Origin of the sequence: Deinococcus marmoris (assembly GCF_001949125.1) — a bacterium.
GTDB classification, from domain to species: Bacteria; Deinococcota; Deinococci; order Deinococcales; family Deinococcaceae; genus Deinococcus; species Deinococcus marmoris_A.
Genome location: NZ_MSTI01000018.1, coordinates 37,279 through 55,247, shown reverse-complemented (window position 1 = coordinate 55,247; position 17,969 = coordinate 37,279). Strand labels below are relative to the sequence as shown.

Annotated in this window: 16 protein-coding genes; 5 read left to right on the top strand and 11 right to left on the bottom strand. The window is 64.9% G+C overall.

The window, feature by feature from the left end; translation table 11 throughout:
- The first annotated feature begins 79 nt into the window (after window positions 1-79).
- Entirely contained in the window at window positions 80-1,975 is a 1,896-nt protein-coding gene (cpdB, locus tag BOO71_RS02360) for a 2',3'-cyclic-nucleotide 2'-phosphodiesterase (protein ID WP_083652881.1), read from the top strand.
- A 72-nt stretch (window positions 1,976-2,047) separates the two neighbouring features.
- On the opposite strand, the gene BOO71_RS02355 is transcribed toward cpdB, so the two are convergent.
- The 7 genes from BOO71_RS02355 to lysS form a co-directional block, all read right to left on the bottom strand.
- The gene (locus BOO71_RS02355; RefSeq protein ID WP_075830375.1) at window positions 2,048-2,656 is read right to left on the bottom strand and encodes a hypothetical protein; all 609 of its coding nucleotides are present in this window, start codon (window positions 2,654-2,656) and stop codon (window positions 2,048-2,050) included.
- Window positions 2,656-3,363, bottom strand: coding sequence for a redox-sensing transcriptional repressor Rex (locus BOO71_RS02350; RefSeq protein ID WP_075830374.1), 708 nt, complete (start codon window positions 3,361-3,363; stop codon window positions 2,656-2,658). The genes BOO71_RS02355 and BOO71_RS02350 overlap by 1 nt, the downstream gene beginning before the upstream one ends.
- The gene (locus tag BOO71_RS02345; RefSeq protein WP_075830373.1) at window positions 3,363-4,517 is read right to left on the bottom strand and encodes an SPOR domain-containing protein; all 1,155 of its coding nucleotides are present in this window, start codon (window positions 4,515-4,517) and stop codon (window positions 3,363-3,365) included. Before BOO71_RS02345 ends, BOO71_RS02350 begins: the two co-directional genes overlap by 1 nt.
- Window positions 4,518-4,894: 377 nt before the next feature.
- On the bottom strand, window positions 4,895-6,592 hold the full coding sequence (locus BOO71_RS02340) for a tetratricopeptide repeat protein (protein ID WP_254842993.1): 1,698 nt from the start codon (window positions 6,590-6,592) through the stop codon (window positions 4,895-4,897).
- A 114-nt stretch (window positions 6,593-6,706) separates the two neighbouring features.
- Window positions 6,707-7,762 carry a 23S rRNA (adenine(2503)-C(2))-methyltransferase RlmN gene (rlmN, locus tag BOO71_RS02335; protein ID WP_075830372.1) on the bottom strand — a complete coding sequence of 352 codons (1,056 nt, stop codon included), beginning with the start codon at window positions 7,760-7,762 and terminating at the stop codon, window positions 6,707-6,709.
- A gap of 49 nt (window positions 7,763-7,811) precedes the next feature.
- Complete coding sequence (locus BOO71_RS02330; protein ID WP_075830428.1) at window positions 7,812-8,597, bottom strand: PhzF family phenazine biosynthesis protein; 786 nt, start codon at window positions 8,595-8,597, stop codon at window positions 7,812-7,814.
- A gap of 19 nt (window positions 8,598-8,616) precedes the next feature.
- The gene (gene lysS, locus BOO71_RS02325) at window positions 8,617-9,804 is read right to left on the bottom strand and encodes a homocitrate synthase (protein ID WP_075830371.1); all 1,188 of its coding nucleotides are present in this window, start codon (window positions 9,802-9,804) and stop codon (window positions 8,617-8,619) included.
- Between the two features lie 477 nt (window positions 9,805-10,281).
- Between lysS and BOO71_RS02320 the strand changes: the two genes are divergently transcribed.
- The gene (locus tag BOO71_RS02320; protein ID WP_075830370.1) at window positions 10,282-11,238 is read left to right on the top strand and encodes a Bug family tripartite tricarboxylate transporter substrate binding protein; all 957 of its coding nucleotides are present in this window, start codon (window positions 10,282-10,284) and stop codon (window positions 11,236-11,238) included.
- Between the two features lie 69 nt (window positions 11,239-11,307).
- Here the strand turns inward: BOO71_RS02320 and argC are convergent, their stop codons facing one another.
- From argC to BOO71_RS02300, 4 genes are all read right to left on the bottom strand, one after another.
- Window positions 11,308-12,363 (bottom strand): N-acetyl-gamma-glutamyl-phosphate reductase, encoded by a 1,056-nt coding sequence (argC, locus tag BOO71_RS02315; protein ID WP_075830369.1) that lies wholly within the window; start codon window positions 12,361-12,363, stop codon window positions 11,308-11,310.
- An 85-nt stretch (window positions 12,364-12,448) separates the two neighbouring features.
- Window positions 12,449-12,877 (bottom strand): hypothetical protein, encoded by a 429-nt coding sequence (locus BOO71_RS02310; protein ID WP_075830368.1) that lies wholly within the window; start codon window positions 12,875-12,877, stop codon window positions 12,449-12,451.
- Window positions 12,878-13,040: 163 nt separating this feature from the next.
- The gene (secD, locus tag BOO71_RS02305; RefSeq protein WP_075830367.1) at window positions 13,041-15,356 is read right to left on the bottom strand and encodes a protein translocase subunit SecD; all 2,316 of its coding nucleotides are present in this window, start codon (window positions 15,354-15,356) and stop codon (window positions 13,041-13,043) included.
- Between the two features lie 59 nt (window positions 15,357-15,415).
- Window positions 15,416-15,763: a hypothetical protein gene (locus BOO71_RS02300; RefSeq protein WP_139322692.1), complete on the bottom strand. Its 348-nt coding sequence runs from the start codon at window positions 15,761-15,763 to the stop codon at window positions 15,416-15,418.
- A 170-nt stretch (window positions 15,764-15,933) separates the two neighbouring features.
- Here BOO71_RS02300 and BOO71_RS02295 point away from each other — a divergent pair, with 170 nt between their 5' ends.
- From BOO71_RS02295 to BOO71_RS02285, 3 genes are all read left to right on the top strand, one after another.
- On the top strand, window positions 15,934-16,515 hold the full coding sequence (locus tag BOO71_RS02295; RefSeq protein WP_075830365.1) for a hypothetical protein: 582 nt from the start codon (window positions 15,934-15,936) through the stop codon (window positions 16,513-16,515).
- Window positions 16,516-16,663: 148 nt separating this feature from the next.
- Window positions 16,664-17,194, top strand: a complete 531-nt coding sequence (locus tag BOO71_RS02290; protein WP_075830364.1) for an RNA polymerase sigma factor — start codon at window positions 16,664-16,666, stop codon at window positions 17,192-17,194.
- A complete protein-coding gene (locus BOO71_RS02285) occupies window positions 17,191-17,907 on the top strand; it encodes a hypothetical protein (RefSeq protein ID WP_075830363.1) in 717 nt (238 codons plus the stop codon). Before BOO71_RS02290 ends, BOO71_RS02285 begins: the two co-directional genes overlap by 4 nt.
- Window positions 17,908-17,969 lie beyond the last annotated feature (62 nt).

Sequence of the window (17,969 nt, the reverse complement as noted above, 5' to 3'; positions counted from 1 at the left end):
CGCGCGTCATGTCACAGACACGCCCCTGACCGGGAGGCGTATTCTGGACAGCGTGAAAAAACACAATTCTCTGGCTCTGATGGCGGCGTTGCTGCTGGGCGGTCTGGGTGCGGCGGGCGCTCAGACGGTCAACCTCCGTATTCTGGAAACCACCGATCTGCACGCCAACGCGCTGGGCTACGACTACTACCAGGACAAGCCCACCGGCGAGTTCGGCTTCGAGTACACCGCCACCCTGATCAAGCAGGCGCGCGAGGAAATGCGCAACACGCTGCTCTACGACAACGGCGATCTGATCCAGGGCACGCCGCTGGGCGATTACGTGGCCAAGGTCAAGCCGCTGGAGCCGGGGCAGATGCACCCGATGCACGCTGCGATGGCCCTGCTGAAGTACGACGCGGGCAACCTGGGCAACCACGAATTCAACTACGGCCTGCCCTTTCTGAAGCAGGTGATCGCCGCCGCGCCCATGCCTATCGTCAGCGCCAATACCTATCTGGAAGACGGCGACGGCAACCCCGCCAACGACAAGAACGCCTTCACGCCGTACCTGATCCAGCGCAAGCTGGTCTACGACACCTATGGCCGCCCGTACTACCTGAACGTGGGCGTGATCGGTCTGGTGCCCCCGCAGATCGTCGATTGGGACAAGGTCAACCTGGACGGCAAGCTCACCACCCGCGACATCGTGGAAACCGCCCGCAAATTCGTCCCCGAGATGAAGGCGCGCGGCGCGGACATCATCGTGGCGGTGGCGCACAGCGGGATTGCCGCCGACTACCAGCCGGGCCAGGAGAACGCCGCCACCGAGCTGACCAAGATCGACGGCATCGACGTGGTCCTCAGCGGCCACAGCCACCAGGAATTCCCCGGCCCGGTCTACAAGGACATCCCCGGCGCGGACATCACCAACGGCACCATCAACGGCAAGCCCGTCGTGATGGCCAGCTTCTGGGGCAGCGACCTGGGTATCGTGGACCTGACCCTGGCCCGCCAGGGCAACAACTGGAAGGTGACCGGAGGCAAGGCCGCCGTGCGCCCCATCTGGGACAAGGCCGCGAAGAAAAATCTGGTCACGCCGGACCCCGCCATCGCGGAGGCCGTCAAGGCTGCCCACGAGGGCACGCTGGCCTACGTGCGCGGCAAGGTGGCTGAACTGGCCACGCCCATCAACTCCTACTGGGCGCTGGTGCAGGACGATCCCAGCGTGCAACTGGTGGCGAGCGCCCAGATCGCCTATGTCAAGGCTGCGCTGGCCGACACCCAGTACAAGGACCTGCCCGTGCTGAGCGCTGCTGCCCCCTTCAAAGCGGGCGGGCGCGGTGGGGCCAGCTATTACACCGACATTCCCGCTGGAACGCTGGCGATCAAGAACGTGGCCGACCTGTATGTGTACCCCAACACCGTGCAGGCCGTGGAGGTCACGGGCGCGCAGCTTCAGGAATGGCTGGAACGCAGCGCCGGGCAGTTCAACCAGATTGACCCCAAGAAGACCGAGCCGCAGCCGCTGGTCAACGACGCCTTCCCCACCTACAACTTCGACGTGATCGACGGCGTGACCTACGAGATCGACGTGTCCCAGCCCAGCCGTTACGATATGGACGCCAAACTGGTGAACCCGGACGCCCACCGCATCAAGAATCTGATGTTTGGCGGTAAGGCCATTGACCCGGCCCAGAAGTTCGTCGTCGCCACCAATAATTACCGCGCCAGTGGCGGTGGCAAGTTCCCCGGTCTGGATGGCAAGAACATCGTGCTTGAGTCGCCCGACGAGACCCGGCAGGCCCTGATCGCCTACTTCACCGAGCAGAAGACGGTCAACCCCACCGCCGACGGCAACTGGAAACTGACGCCCATCCCCGGCGCGACGCTGCTGTACGTCAGCAGCCCCAACGCCCAGAAGTTCGCCCCGGCGGGAGCCACGCTGCTCAAGACGCGCGACGACGGTTTTGCGGAGTACACGATCAAGTTCTGACTAGGGTTAATGAAGGGAAGGGGGAAACCAGAGTTGGCTTCCCCCTTCCCCTTTTGTGCCAGATGCTTTCCTTCAGTTATCGCCCTGCTTGCTGCCTGCGCTGACGATGCCATTTGCCTGGACTGTCACAACCTGACCATTGCTACTCTGGCCAAAGAACTCAATATTTGTAACCAGGGTTGCGCTGGCATTGGTGCTGACTACTAGATCACCCAGGCCGCCTTCCAAATAAATACTGGTTGAGGCGGGAAGGCCGTTGGCGGCCACTGTGGCACCGTCACTGAAGGAACAGGAATCAAGAGCAGTTCGGGTGGGGCAACTGTAGCCTGAAGTCAGATATACATCGATCTTGTTGACGTCGCTACCGGTATTGCGGGTCACGGTTGTGCCACCAGCACTGAGAGTGCTGCTTAGAATCCGGTATCCCCTCAAATACACGGCATCCGATCCGGGCCGGGTCATAAAGGTGAAGGTCACCCCGCTACCTGGCGTCACGGCCCATGACACTTTAGCCGGGTCTTTCTCCGTTGCCGGTGTGACGGTCTTGGTGGCGACTTCAACGGACCGGGCATCGTTCACCGAGACACCAACAGAAACCTTGCTGCCCGAGACCTGTCCGGGCGCGCTGCCGCAAGCACTCAGGGTCAGGCCAGCCAATAGCAGAAGGGCGTATTTCTTCATCAAGTGTCCTCCGGGACGGGTGAATCTTTCAGGTGGGGGTTGAGGGTGTAAAAGGCCAGGCGTTTCATCCCGGCCAGGAAATCGACGTTCTCGACGATTACACCACGCCAATCATCACCAATTTCTTGCTGAGCGTTGCTCTCGGCCCGGCCTTCCGGTGGACGCGGCCCGATCACCACTGGAGCGAAATTGAGGATGCCGCGTACCCCGGCGGTGACCATCGCCTGCGCGGCGTCCTGGGCGCGTTCGGGTGGCACGGCCAGAAAGCCCATATCCACCTTGTTCTCCCGCACGAAGTCGCGCAGTTCCCCGATGTGGCGCACGGTCAGGTCCCGGACCTGCCGCCCCACCAGTTCAGGACTGACATCGAACAGGCCCACGTACTGAAACTGGTAATCGCTGGCCCCCGGATAGTTGGCGATGGCCTGCCCCAGCCGTCCCACGCCCACGATCACCACGTTCCAGGTCTGGTTCAGGCCTAGCACCCGCATCAGCTCACGCTTGAGGATCGGCACGGTGTAGCCCATGCCGCGCGTGCCGAAGCGTCCGAAGTAGGCCAGATCCTTGCGGACCTGAAAAGCGCTGACCCCGGCGCGTTCGGCCAGATCGGTGCTGCTGGTGCGGCTGATGTCGCGCGTCTCCAGTTCTTCCAGAATCCGCAGGTAGGTGACCAGACGGCTGATGGCGGCAGTGGGGACCTCGGCCATCAGCGCACCCGGAAGTGGTCCAGATTGTTGTCGTCCAGCCGCTTCTCGGTACGGGTCAGCGCGTCGCCGGTGTAGGGGCCGACAGCCACCGTGACCTTGCGGCCATCCGGGGCATTGACGGTGGGCACGTAGCCCAGGTCGCGCAATTGCTGCACCATCTTCTGTGCGCTTTCCACCCGGTCAAAGGCCCCCACTTGCAGGTAGATCGGGCCAGCAGGAGAGGCGGGCGCATCAGTTGCCGTCGGGGCGCTGCTGGCCGGAGCCGGGCTGGCGGCAGGGGCGCTGCTGGAGCTGCTGTTGCTGTCAGAAGTGGAAGTGCTGCTCTCAGACGTGCTGGGGGTGCTGCTGGCCTTGGCGCGGGGCGGGTACAGCAGCGCCCCGGGGTAGGCCCGCTGAATGTCACCCAGGGCCTGACGGGCGCTGGCCTCGTCGGCGAAGGGGCCGACCTGCGCCACCACCTGACTGCCCAGGTCGATGGGATAGACCCTGTACCCCAGCGTGCTGACCGGCGCGGTGCGGCTTTGGGCCGTGCCCACGCTGCCGAAGCTGCCCAGGCTGATACGGTAGTCGCTGCGCAGAGGCGTGCGGCTCTCGCTGGTGGCGATGGCTCCGCCGCTGCGGGGCGTGACGGTGGTGGCAGCAGGCGTCTCGGCAGGCGTGGGTGTCTCGGTGATCTGCGCCTGCGGGGTTTCCGGCTGTGGCGTGGGGGTCTCAGCCGTCGGTGTCGTGGCTGGCGGGGTGTCCGTGCTGGCTGCCGCGTCGGGCGTCGCCTGTGGTGTAGGGGCGGCGGGAATGATCGGGGCCTCGGTGCTGGCGTCGGCGGACGGCGTGGTCTGTGCCGTGTCAGCAGATGCTGTGTCGGCAGGTGTGGTGCCAGCAGGAGCCGTGTCCGTGCTGCCCGTATCGGCGGCTGGTGCGGGGTCTGCCGTAGGAGGCGTGATGCCCGTGGTTGCCGTGTTCGGGGTGGTGGCGCTTTCCGCCGTGCCCGGCGCAGCGGGAATGCCGGAAGTGGCCGATGCCGTGGCGGTGGGTGTGGTGGTGGTAGCGGTCTTGCGCTGGCCCAGCAACAGTGCGGCGAATCCGGCCAGCAGCAGCAGCACCAGCACCCCGATCAGAATGTCGGGCCAGCGGCGGGCAGAGGTAGGTTTGCTCATAGTGGTCTCCCAGCCGTGTTCATTCCAGCCGTGCCCATTCCAACTGTGGCCCCTGCCCTGCGCCGAGGACACTGCGGTGTGATGTCTTTATTCCCCCGTGGGAGACCGTGTTCTGTCGTGTTTGCCCGCATACAACCCCCTTGAACCCCTCTTCATAATTCCAGCATTGGTCTGTTTCCGTGCTGGGCTGCCCCAAACAGCGGCGGCCAAGTTGTGAATGCCGTGCCTCAGCTTACAGAAAAAGCGTGTGGGCAGGGCATCCGGCAGGCTCATGGACGCCCGTTGGGTCTGGACAGGGCCGGGGTCTGCGGCGCAGGACGACAAACGGCGGCGGGAAGGGTCAGATTTCCCCCTCCCGCCGCCACTCGTCCTCTTCTTTATTTCAGTGCGTCTTTGGCCTTGCTGTTGCCCAGGTTGGCCGCCGTCTTCAGTGACACCCTGGCCTGATCGTCCTGGCGCTGTGACCTTTGCGCCAGTCCCAGCATGTACCAAGCGTCGGCGGCTTTGGGGTCCTCGGTCACCAGACCGCGCAGCACGGCCTCGGCCTCGGGGTAGCGGGCGCTGGCCAGCAGGGCGGAGGCCAGATTTAGCCGGGCGGTGGGCGTGGGGCTGAGGCGCACGCTGTCGGCCAGGGCACCCGCCGCCGCCGCATAGTCCTGCTGGGCGTAGTAGCTCAGGCCCAGCCACAGCGCGGTGTCGGCGTCGGGGCGGCGTTTGTGGCTTTCCTTAAGGGCGATCACGGCGTCCAGCAGGCGGTTCTGGCGGTAGGCAGCAATGCCGCGCACGTACAGCGCCCGTGCCGAAGTGGCCGCGTCGGGCTTCAGCTTCAGCGCCAGTGCGGTGTCGGCGGCGGCCTCGTCGAAGCGGCCCAGGGTCAGGCGCACCCCGGCCAGGGCGGTGCGGTACATGGCGTTGTCGGGGGCCAGCCGCACGGCGTTCAGGTACGCGGCCTGTGCGCCGGGCCGGTCATTGCGCAGTGCCCGCAATTCGCCCTCGCGCGCAAAAGCCCGGGCATTGTACTTGTCGGCTTTGGTGGCCGCGCTGGCCGCCAGCACTGCCCCACGGGTATCGTTCCCGGCGGCCAGGATGTCGGCCTTGCGCAGCAGCAGCGCCGAACGCTCGCTGGCCTTCTTTACGCGTTTCACGGCGGCGTCCAGCTCGCGCAGCGCGCGGTCCGGCAGTCCCTGGCCCATGTAGATGTCGGCCAGCAGCAGGGCGGCGTCCATACGGGTGCCGTCGGCCTGCAACAGCGCGTACAGGCCCGGCAATGCCTCGGCTCCCTGCCCAGCCAGTGTGCGGGCCTGGGCCAGCCGGTAGGCGGCGTTCAGGTCATCCGGGGCCAGCGCCGTGATCTGGGTCAGGGTGGCGCTCAGGGCCGTGAAGTCGGCCATGCGGGTCTGCTCGGTGGCCAGCGCCTCCAGCACCTGCCGCTGGGCAGAGGCGCTGGCCTTGCCCACCATCAGCGTGGCGGCCTGTCCGTACAGTTGCAGCGCCCCGGCGTGGTCCCCGCCCCGGCCCGCGATCACGCCCAGGTTGTACGGCCCCTCGTAACGGTCCGGGGCTAGCGTCACAAACTGCCGCAGTTCAAAGGCCGCGCCCTTGTCGTTGCCCAGCGCCAGCAGCGAGAGCGCCAGTCCAAAATGCGGCTCCGGGTTGCCGTAGTTCTGCGCCACCAGCGCCTCGAAGCCGCTGCGGGCCTGCGCGTAGTTCTTGGCGTCGTAGGCGACCTGGGCCTTGTCCAGCCCTGCCTGCTGCGCCGGGGTCAGGGGAGTGACGGGCGGGGGAGGAGTGGCCGATGACGGAGCTGTCGAGGGGGGAGTGGCCTGTGCCGGGGCACCCTGGGCCGCCGTCTGAGCCGCTGTGGTCTGGGCCGCCGCATTCTGGCCCGCTGTGGGCAGTGTCGGCATTTTGGGGATGGTGGTGGCCGAATTCAAAGTGTTCTGGATGCCGACAGACGTGACGGTGTCGATCATGGTCTGGGCCGAACCGCTGCCTGCGAAACCCAGCAGCAGGCCGGGCAGCAGGCCCATCAATGCAGCGCGTCTGGAACGGCTGAAACGTAATTTTTGCTTCACCTGGGAGCCTCCTGAGGTCGTTAAAACACCCTCAGCGTAGCACCCGGCTTTTTCCATAACTCTTACGGCAGTGGGGGACCCGGCGGCCCTGTGGTGCCCCCTGTGGTGCCAGGACTAGAGCGCCGCGCCCAGGCCAGCCGCCGGATTCCCGCTGACCGCGCCGGGCCGCTTGAGGGCCAGTTGCCCGCAGGCCGCCCCTGCATCCTTGCCTCGTGAACGGCGCACGCTGACATCCACGCCGCGCGCTTCCAGCGTGTCGTAGAACGCCTGAATATCGGCCTCGGAGGTACTCTGGAAACCGCTGCCGTCCCAGGGATTCATGGGAATCAGGTTGACGTGGCTGACCAGCCCGCGCAGCAGATCGGCCAGCAGTTCGGCCTGCCACACCGCGTCGTTCACCCCGCGCAGCATGGTGTATTCAAAGGTGATACGCCGCCCCGTCACGCCCTGGTACTCGCGCGCCGCCGCCATGATCTCGGCAATAGAATTGGCCGCCCCGGTGGGGATGATGCGCTGGCGGGTTTCCTCGTCGGGCGCGTGCAGGCTGATCGCCAGCTTGAGGCCCAGATCGTCCTCGGCGGCCAGTCGGGTGATGCCCTTGGCAATGCCCACGGTGGACAGCGTGATGCGGCGTTTGCTCATGCCCAGCGCCTGCGGGTGCAGCAGAATGCGCGCCGCCGCCATCGTGTGGTCATAGTTGAGCATCGCCTCGCCCATGCCCATGAACACCAGATTTCGTAGCTCACGCGGGGCCAGACCCTCGCCCCCGGCCACCGCCAGCACCTGCCCCACGATCTCGCCAGGGGTCAGGTTGCGCCCGAAACCCATCGCCCCGGTGGCGCAGAACGAACATTTGGCCGGGCAACCCACCATTGTGGACACGCAGACCGTTTTGCGGTCCAGGTACGGCATATACACCGCTTCCATCTGCCGCCCGTCTTGCAGGGTAAACAGGTACTTGACGCTGCCGTCGCTGCTGCGAACCGTTTCGATCTCGCGGAAGGGGTTGAGGTGGTACTGCCCGGTCAGCTCGGCCCGCAGCTCGGCGGGCAGGTTGCTCATGCCGTCAAAGGTTCCCGCTCCCTGCACGTAGACCCATTCCAGCAGTTGCGTGCGCCGGAAGCCTTCTAGCGGGTAAGCGTCGGGGTGAAGGTCGAGAAGGAGCTGCATCCCCGCAGTCTAGGGGTTCGGCGCGCTGCGTAACGTGACGCTGGACTGCTCAGGTCAGAGGTGTGGCAGACCCGCCCACCCAGACTTCCACCCCGGTCCCGACTTCCCCAAATTGCACACTCAGCTGCGCGGGTTGCCCCGGCATCCGCTGGGCCGCGCGCAGCAGATTGGTGTCGGCGGGCAGACGATTCGATGCGCCCAGCACGCCCACCGTACAGGCCAGCATGTTGCTGCTGGCGGCATCCTCCTGAAAGCCCTTGAGCGGTCCAAAAGCCCGGAAACTCAGATCGGCGCGGCCCAGCCCACCCGCTGCCAGGAGAATCAGGCCCGTCGTGTCTGTGCTTTGGTTGACGGCTGAAATCGCCTCCGCATTTGGCGTGAAGGCGTCCAGCGCAGCCAGAGTGGAAACCTCCACCACCAGATTGGGCCGTCCCAGACTGGAAATCCAGACCCGCCTCGTGCCCAGGCCGATGGGGGAGAGGTCCGCCTCTCTCTCCGCCACGTCTGGCACGCCCTGACGCAGCAGCCATTCGCTGCCGCACAGTTGGGCGGGCAGGGTCTCGCCGCCCATCTGGACCTCGGCCACGTCCAGCAGGTTTGTCCGCAAGTGCGCCAGTGCTGCAATCGCCGCGCTGTCCGAGCTGCCTTTCTCCTTGACTGGCGTGAAGACCCGCAACGCAATCTCAGACAGGCTGGCCGACTGCACGAACACGCTCAGGGGTGCGCCGGCCTCGGCTGCCCTGGCCTGCAAATCATCGTCCGCATCGGGAAAGACGGCGACAAGTTTGCCCCCCTCTCCTGCCTCAGAAAGAACCCGGTAAATAGAAACGTTCACCGCTTCATTCTGCCGCTCCTCAAGCACTGACCCACTTGCGGAGCAGTTCTTCAAGGTGCGCGTCGTCCAGATCGTCGTTCTCGGCCAGCGCCTTGATGTGATCGGTGACGCGGCGCAGGGCGTCCTCGCCGTAGTGCAGGCCCAGTTCGCGGGCCTTGTAGGCAATGGCGTGCTTGCCCGTCACCTTGCTGGCGGCCTGAATGCGGCGGCCCACGCCGAAGGCTCCGGGTGGGATGGCCTCGTAGGCGCCGGGGTTCAGGTAGATGGCCTTGAGGTGCATCCCGGCCTTGTGGTTGTAGGCGAATTCGCCGGTCAGGTAGTTGTTCCAGGGAATCGGCAGGCCCACCATGCGGGCGATCATGTTGTCCAGTTCGGGCAGCATTTCCAGGTTGTACTTGTCCACCAGCCCCTGTGGATCGAAGGTGAACATGCGCGCCAGAAAGCCCCCCAGCGGCGTGATGCCGTTGCGCTCGCCGATGCCCAGGATGGTGGTGTCAATGTGGGTGGCCCCGGCCTCGATGGCCTCATAGGCGTTGCTGACCGCGCAGCCGGTGTCGTTGTGGCCGTGGAACTCGATGCCGCAGCCCTCGTGGATCACGTTCCGCACTTCCCTCACCAGCGCGTAGACCTGCCGGGGCGTCGCCACGCCCACCGTATCCGCCAGCCCGACGCGGTGAACACCCAGATCGGAAACGGCCTTGTACACGGCCATCAAATCGGCTTCCTCGCTGCGGAAGGTGTCCTCGGCAGAGAAACGCAGTTCCAGATTCGGGTGGTGGGTCTTGATCCAGCCGATCACCTTCTGGGCCGATTCGATGATCTGCCCGATGCTCTTGCCGTGGCTAAATTCGCGCAGAAAGCTGGACGTGCCGAACAGCAGGTCCAGGCCGTCCACCCCAGTGTCCACCGCCCGCTGCACGTCCTCCATATGGCAGCGCACATGCGTCAGCAGCTTGGCGTTCAGGTTTAGATCGGCCAGTTTGCGGATATCACATGCCGTCTGGGCGCTGACCATCGGCGTGGTCAGTTCGATGTACTCGGCCCCGAAGGCGTCCAGCGCGCGGGCCACCTCGATCTTGTCGTCACTTTTGAAGTTGCCGCGCGCGAACTGCTCGCCCTCCCGCAGGGTGGAATCAATGATCGCCCAGGAGCGGGCCGGGATCGGGGGAACGGTGGATTGGGCGGGCAGGGGGATTTGCTGGGTCATGGGGGCCTCTTGTGGGGTCATTCTGCCCAGATACCTGATAAATGTCAAGAATAATTGTCTAATACTTTTCAAATGAAAATACAGACCTCAATCTTTTCACGAGCAGACCATCGGGCACCAGTCTGTCTGGGCCGAAGAAATATCTGTCCTCCAGACTGGAGTGGCTAGGATTCCCCTGCTCAACAGAGGACGGAGGCGGAATGCTGAACGATCTGAGAGTCATTTGGAAAATTAGCATTTCATACAATCTTTGTATATCTGTTAAGGGGATGGTTTAGACGAAATATATGAAAATTCACGTATTGCTAGACTGGATTCAGGACGGATTACCGAGGTTGGAGTCATGAATCTGTGAGACAGTATGATCTAGGCTATCCATAAGAATTGAGTCCCACTCCAAAGATTTTAAATCGGTTTCTGAAGAAAACTGATCGTCCTTTTCTATGCCAATATCCGTCATCTCAAAGGAGCCCTATCATGTCGCGTATTCGCCGGTTTACCCTGATCGCCACTGCTACCCTGCTGTTCACGGCCTCCGCGCAGGCGCAGTCCGAACTCAAGATTCTGGCCCCGGCCTCGGCGGGCGGCGGCTGGGACGGCACCGCGCAGGCGATTGCCGAGACGCTGCGCGCCGAGAAACTAGCCCCCAACGTCAGCGTGTACAACATTCCCGGCAAGGCCGGAACGCTGGGACTGGCCGAATTCGTGAAGCTCAAGGGCCAGCCCAATAACCTGATGGTCACGGGATTTGTCATGGTGGCTGGGATTCCCATCAACAAAAGTCCGTATGACCTCAACTCGGACGTGACCCCCATCGCCCGTCTGACCACCTCCTACGAGGTGCTGATCGTGTCGGCCAAATCGCCCTATAAGACTGTCGAGGAAATGATCAGCGCCTTCAAGAGCAACCCCTCGGCCATCCGCTTTGGTGGCAGCAGCGAGGGCGGCAGCGGGCACGTCGCGGTGGGCAAGCTGGCCAAGGAACTCAAGATTCCCATGTCGCAGGTCAAATTCATTCCCTCGGCAGGCGGCGCGCAGGCGGCCAAGGCCATGCTGGGCGGCGAACTGGACGTGGTCAGCGCCGGATACAGCGAGATCGAGGACATGATCAGGAGCGGGCAGGTGCGCGGTCTGGCGATCCTGGCCCCCGAAGCGGTGGTGGGCGTCAACCTGCCCACATTGATCGCCAAGGGCTACAACGTGGACGTGTCCAACTGGCGCGGCGTCGTGGCGACAGGCAAGATCAGTGCTGCCCAGCGTTCTGACCTCACGGTCATGATGACCCGCATGGTCCGCACGGACACCTGGAAGAAGAAACTGGCCGAGAACAAGTGGGATGCATACTTCGCTTCCGGCACGACTTTTGACCGCTTTGTGCGAGTACAGAGGACCGATGTGGCGCAGTTGTTGCAGGATCTGAATATCCTGAAGTAACCGTTTCAGAACATGCGGCGAGGAGAAGACCCTGACAATAGGGTTTTCTCCTCGCTCGCTTTCATTCGCTCAGGCCGGGTGCAGCCCTGCAAACTCCAGCCCCGTCGTTTCCTCCCAGCCCTGCGCGATGTTCAGCGACTGGACAGCGTGCCCCGCCGTGCCCTTGACCAGATTGTCGATGGCGCTCATCAACACCACGCGCCCGGTGTCCTGATCCATCTCGAAGCCGATGTCGCAGTAGTTGGTGCCGTCCAGCAGCATCGGATCGGGGTATCGGTGAATTCCCTTCGCCACCTTGACGATGCGGATAAACGGCTCGGCGGCGTAGACCTCGCGGTAGGCGCTCCAGACGTCGCGGTCACTGTAGCCGTCGGGAATCCACGCCTGCGCGGTGGTCAGGATGCCCCGCACACGCGGCGTGCTGATGGCGGTCAGGTGCAGCGGAAAGTGGCCGGGCAACTCCTGCTGCGCCTCGGCGGTGTGCCGGTGACCGACGGGTTTGTAGACCCGCAGACTGCCCGCCCGCTCCGGATGGTGCGAGGATTCCGAGGCGCTGGCCCCCGCCGCACTGCTGCCCACCAGCCCAGTGGCAATGATGTCCTTGGGCAGCAACACACCCAGCTTGAGCAGCGGATACAGCGCCAGAATCACGGAGGTGGCAAAGCAGCCCGCGCAGGCGATGCGGGTCGCGCCGACGAGTTCCTCGCGGTGAATCTCGGGGTTGCCGTAGACCCATTCAGCCAGTTTCTCGGGTGCGGGGTGGGGTTCGCCGTAGACTTTCTGGTACACCTCCGGGTCTTTCAGGCGGAAGTCGGCGGACAGATCGATCAGAATGCGCCCCTTGCCCTCAAATTCGGCCAGCCGTTTGGCCGCCGAGTTGTGCGGCAGGGCCAGCACGATCACGTCGGCTTCCTCCAGCTCGGCCAGTTTGCGGAATTTCAGGGTGGTGCGCCCGCGCAGGTTGGGATGCACCATGCTGACCGGGGTTCCGGCGCTGCGTTCGCTGGTTACCTGCGTGACGTTCAGGTTGGGGTGCCCCAGCGCCAGCCGCAGGAATTCCCCGCCCGCGTACCCGCTGCCCCCCACGATGGCGACTGTCAGTTGTTCCGAAGATGGACGGCTCATACGCGCCCCACTCTGCCCGAAAACCTTTGGGTGAATTGGGAAGTGGCTAGGGGAGGGGGCTGGGCTGGGTAAATCTGTCCGGCGCTCACGCCAGCGCCAGCAGCAGCCACCCGCTCACCAGAACGCCGCGCAACAGCCAGAGGACGGTCCTCAGCCAGTTGGTCGTGACCAGACGCGCATGCAGCGCCGCATCGAAGCCTGTGGTCAGGCGGCCATGCACGGGCGACTGGATCAGGGCGGTGGAGACCCAGATCAGGATGATCAGTCCCAACCCCAGTCCAGCAGAGGCCGCCGACACGAAAGTTGGTGGGCGCAGGACCAGGGCAGCCCCCGTCGCCAGTTCAGCCAGCATCAGGGGCGCGACGAGCCAGGTGATGCGCGTGACGTGTTCCCGCTGGTACGCCGCGTACCCCTCTGCACCCACGCGGGAGAACAGCGGATAGTGGACGAGCTGGATGGTCAGGATCAGGCCGACCAAGGCCCAGGTCAGTGCGGCGTGAACAACAAGGAGCATGGGCCGAGTGTGCCACTGAACTGGCGCTCGATCTGCCTGATCGAGCCAGGTCCTGATCAAACCGTGGGTCTGGTCAAACCGGGTGTCTGGTCAAGCCAACGTCGGACACAGAAAAGCCCCGCCTCCTCCACATCGGAAGAGACGGGGCCAACGACAGCGGGGCTTACGCCTTGGCGGGTTTTGCTCCACTCTGGCGCTTCTTGTTCCATTCCTCCACGTACACCACCAGCGGCGCGACAATGTAGATGCTGCTGTACGTGCCGATGACGATGCCCACCAGCAGCGCCAGACTGAAGTCGCGCAGCACCGGGCCACCGAAGATCAGCAGGCTGATCAGGGGCAGCATGGTGGAGACCGAGGTCATGATGGTGCGCGACAGCGTCTGGTTGATGCTGACGTTGACGATCTCGCGGAAGCCCTTACCGCGCATCTCGCGGATATTCTCGCGAATCCGGTCCGAGACGATGATCGAGTCGTTCAGCGAGTAGCCGATCAGAGTCAGCAGGGCGGCCACGCTGGCGATGCCGAACTCCAGCCCCAGCAGCGAGTACAGGCCCATCACGATGGCCACGTCGTGCAGCACAGCCACGATGCTGCCCAGCCCCATGATGAAGTCGAAGCGGAAGCCCACGTAGACCAGGATCAGGCCTAGGCCCAGCAGCACGGCGTAGATGGTCTTCTGGGTCAGCTCCTTGCCCACCGTGGGACCGACGGTTTCGGTGGCCTGGACCTCGCCGCCGGGCAGTTTGCTCAGGGCCGCGCCCAGCTTGTCGGCCTCGGCGGCGGTCAGTTCGGGCACCTTGACGTTGTACTGCACGCCGTTCTGGGTGGGATTCACGTCGCGCTGGATCGCCGCGCTCTGGTCGTTGACCTTGGCGATGCCCGCGCCCGACGCCGCCGCCCGCACCTGCTCGGTGTTGGTGGTGGTGTCGGTCCGCAGGGTCAGCGTGGTGCCGGAGGTGAAGTCCACGCCGTAATTCAGGCCCTTGGTGGCCAGCACGCCCCCGCCGATGACGGCGAGCAGAATGCTGGCGCTGGTGATGTACGGCGCGGCTTTAATAAAGTCGATGTGGGTGTTCTTGACCCACTGCCGGGCGTTCATGTTGGGATGACGCCGGGCGATCCACTCGATAAACCAACGGGCGAAGACCAGATTGGAGAACGTCGCGGCGATCACGCCGATCATCAGCGTCACGGCAAAGCCCTTGACCGGCCCGGTGGAGTAGTTGTACAGCGCAATGGCCGCCAGCAGGTGCGAGGCGTTCACGTCCAGAATCGCGGCGGTGGAGTGTTTGTACCCGGCCTCGATGGAATTCCTGATGCCCTTGCCCCGGTACAGCTCTTCCTTGATGCGCTCGAACGAGATCACGTTGCCGTCCACGGCGGCCCCGATGGTCAGCACCAGACCCGCGATCCCCGGCAGCGTCAGCGTGGACCCGAAGCCCGCCAGCATCCCCAAAATCAGGATGCTGGAGAACAGCAGGCCCAGCGCGCCTACCAGACCAAACCACAGCCCGTAGTACAGGAACAGCATCACGAAGACCAGTCCGATACCCACCAGCGCGGCAATTGCGCCGCTGCGGATGGCGTCCGCACCCAGGGTTGGCCCGATGGCGCGTTCGGCCTCCGTCTTGATCTTGATCGGCAGCGCCCCGGATTTCAGCACGAGGGCGAGCTGATTGGCTTCCTCCGGCGTAAACGATCCGCTGATCTGAATGTCGCGGAACAGCTTCTGGTTGATGGTGGCGACGCTCTGGATCTGATCGTCCAGCACCACGGCCATCAGCTTGTTCACGTTCTTGCCGGTGAAGTCGCCGAAGGTCTGCGCGCCCTTGTCGGTGGTCTGGAAGTTGACCACCCACTGCCCGGTCTGCGGGTTGGTGCCCGAGGTGGCGCTTTCCACCACTTCCCCGGTGGCCTCGACAGGCCCAAGCTGCGCCAGCGTGTAACCGCCGGAGCCGGGTTTGCTGGTACGCACTGCCGGATCAGGCTGCGCGCCGTCCTTGACGATGCGGAATTCCAGCTTGGCGGTCTGCTGGATGATCGCGCGGGCGCGTTGCTGGATGGCGGGCGTCGCGCCTGGAATCTCCACCACCACGCGCTTGCCCCCGGCTACCGTCACGGTGGGTTCGGCCACGCCCAGGGCGTTGACACGGTTCTCGATCACCGTTTTCACGCGGTCCAGTTCATCCTTGGTGGCCGTACCGGACTCGGGGGCCAGTTCGATCCGCAGGCCGCCCTTGAGGTCCAGCCCCAGCGTGATGAACTGGAATTTATCGTTCCAGATGCTGCCCAGGTTGTCGGGGTGTTCCCAGGGCCGCCAGATGTAGGTCAGGCTGCCCAGTAGGGTGATCAGCAGTAGCAGCGGAATCCAGGGGCTGGGTTTGCTGGAACTGGGCGCGCCACTGCGCCGGGGCGGTGGCGGACGGCGGTCATTGCCGCCCTTATTTTTGTTGTTGCGGTTGTTGCCGTAGGTCACGGTGGAACTCCTATTCAGATGGGGGAGAAGCAGAGAGGCATGTTCGGCGTCTCTGCCTCTCAGCCACCGTCGGTCTGCCGCCGCCCCAGTACGTTCAGGTCACTCAGCGGCGCGGGCTGTTGCCAGCTCCAGCGGATTGACTGGCCCCCCGTCTGTTCTCGCACCAGCCGCAGGGATGCTGCGGGCGGCGGTGGCGTCAGCACCGGCACACTCGGTCCCGGCTGCGGCATGGCGCGCACCTCGGGCAGGGCGGGGGCCACGTTGCTGGCGCTCAGGCGCTGTCCCACTTCCGGCGGACGCACGGGCGTTCCCAGCACCACGGCCAGCACCGACAGCAATGTCAGCACACCCGGCCACGCACTCAGACGTGAAACCCAGGCAGGGAGGGGGGTGGGGGAGGGACGCAAAGCGCCGCAGCATACCAAGCATGGACTGACGGGGAGATGACGGCCCGCACCTTCTGCGCCGCCTGCGCCGTTTCTTCGCGGTCCGTGGGCCGTTTGTTGATGCCCCACTGAGAGGCTGGACGCAGGGTCAGAAGCCGTTTCTGGCCCGCGACATTCAAGGAGGACTCCACATGAGTCGGTTCAAGACCACCAGCATCAAGATGATTTTCCGCAAAACGCCCCTGATCGTTCTGGCCGCCCTGCCGCTGACCGTGGGGGCAGTGCTGGCCCAGCAGTCTGGAACAGCGGCTGCCGACGCCACCGTGCAGGCGCAGCAAGCCCAGCCCCAGCGTGTCCAGCCAGCGCAACCGGGTCAGCGCGGCGCAGCAGGCACACAGACACGTACCAGAAGCGGTACAAATTACGGTGACGTGTACCTTCAGAAGCTGGCCGCGCAGCTCGGCATCAGCCTGGACAAGCTGAAAGCTGCCGCGCTGGCTGCCGGGAACGCCACCATCGATCAGGGCGCGAAAGACGGCAATATCGCCAGCAACCGCGCCGCAGACATGAAAACCCGCTTGAAGGACAACCCCTTCGGCATGCTGGGTGGCCGGGGCATGGGCGGGCCGGGCGGTGGCCCTGGCGGACGTGGGATGCAAGGCCCTGGTGGGCGGGGCGGGGGGCCGCGTGGGGATTTGAACGCTCCAGACGGCACGCAGGGGCAGACCGACAGCGGCACCGTGGACCCGAACGCGGTGGAGGGCGGAAGCTGACGCCCGACTGCTGAGCAGTTCAAGCAGGCCCGGCGGGTGCATTCCTCCGGGCCTGCTTGCCTGCTCGTTCCATTTCCTCGCCAGTCCCGGTGAATCCAATCCCCCCTGCTGTGCGTATCCTTGAATGGAAGCCCATGATGGTTGACGCATGACGGACGAACCCACGCTGATGCTGCGGCTGCGCCACGGAGACGAGGCCGCGCTGGCCGAGCTGTATGCCCGGCTGGGCGGGCATGTTCACGCCCTGGCCTGGAAGCTGCTGGGAGACCGCGAGGAGGCGCAGGAGGTGGTACAGGACACGTTTGACCGCGTCTATCGACGTGCCTATCAGTACCGGCCCGAACTGGGTTCGCCGCGCGCCTTCGTGTACACGGTGGCCCGCAACGAGGCCCTCAGCCGCCTGCGGGCGCGGGGGGCACGGCCTGTGCTGGACGGCAACGAAGATCTGTTGGGCGAGGTGCCGTCTCCCAGCTCCAGCCCTGAGCTGGACACCCGTATGGTGGTTCAGGGCGCGCTGGTTCGCCTGTCCGAACACGATCAGGCGCTGATTCACGACTCTTTCTTCCTGGGTCTCAGCCACGGCGAGATTGCGAGTACGCACGCCCTGCCCCTGGGAACGGTCAAAACGCGGGTGCGCCGCGCCCTGGCGAGGATGCGCCGTACCCTGGAGGGATCATGAGCGCCCCGCACCCTGACACGAACGTGCTACGGGCCTACGCGGTGGGCGATCTGGGCGGCCCGGTGCAGGCTGAGACCGAGGCCCATCTGCTGGGCTGCGCGGCGTGCAGGGCGCGGGTGGTGGCGTGGCGGGCTGAACTCGTGGCCCAGGTGGAGGCGCTGCCACTGGTGGGCGCACTGGTGGGCGATTTGCCGCCGCTGCGCCGCACGCTTCGGCTGCCAGCGCGGGCGGCTCCTGGAACGCCTGCTAGTAGAAAACGGCTCGTCTCTCCCCGCCCATCTGCCTTCGTCCTGCCCGTCGTTCTCGCGCTGCTGGGTGCGGGGGCTATTGGCTGGGGCGGCCAGCAGCAAGCCCAGGCCAACGCCCTGCGCGCCGAGCAGCGTCAGGTGGCGGGCTGGCTGGCGCAACCGGGGGTGTCCGTGGTGGGTCTGCGGGCCAAAGACCAGCCCACTGCCGGACACCTGCTGCTGCTGCCCAGCCGCGAGGTGCTGTTCGTCTTGCCGCCGCCCGCGCCGGGCAAGGTCTATCAGGTCTGGGTGGCCTCCAACTGGAAACGCGGCGATCCCCTGACGCCCACCACCCGCAGCGCCCACGGCGTCCTGGCCGCCAGCGTGGGCGGCGGCGATTACGTGTGCGTCAGCCTGGAAGACGCGGGGCGCGACATGACTGGGCAGACAAAGCCGACGCTGATTCTGGGCTGGGCTAGCCTCTGAAGTCAGGTCAAGGGTGAGATTGAATCCAAACAGACCTCCGCCGCGTTTCTAGAAGTGGAGGC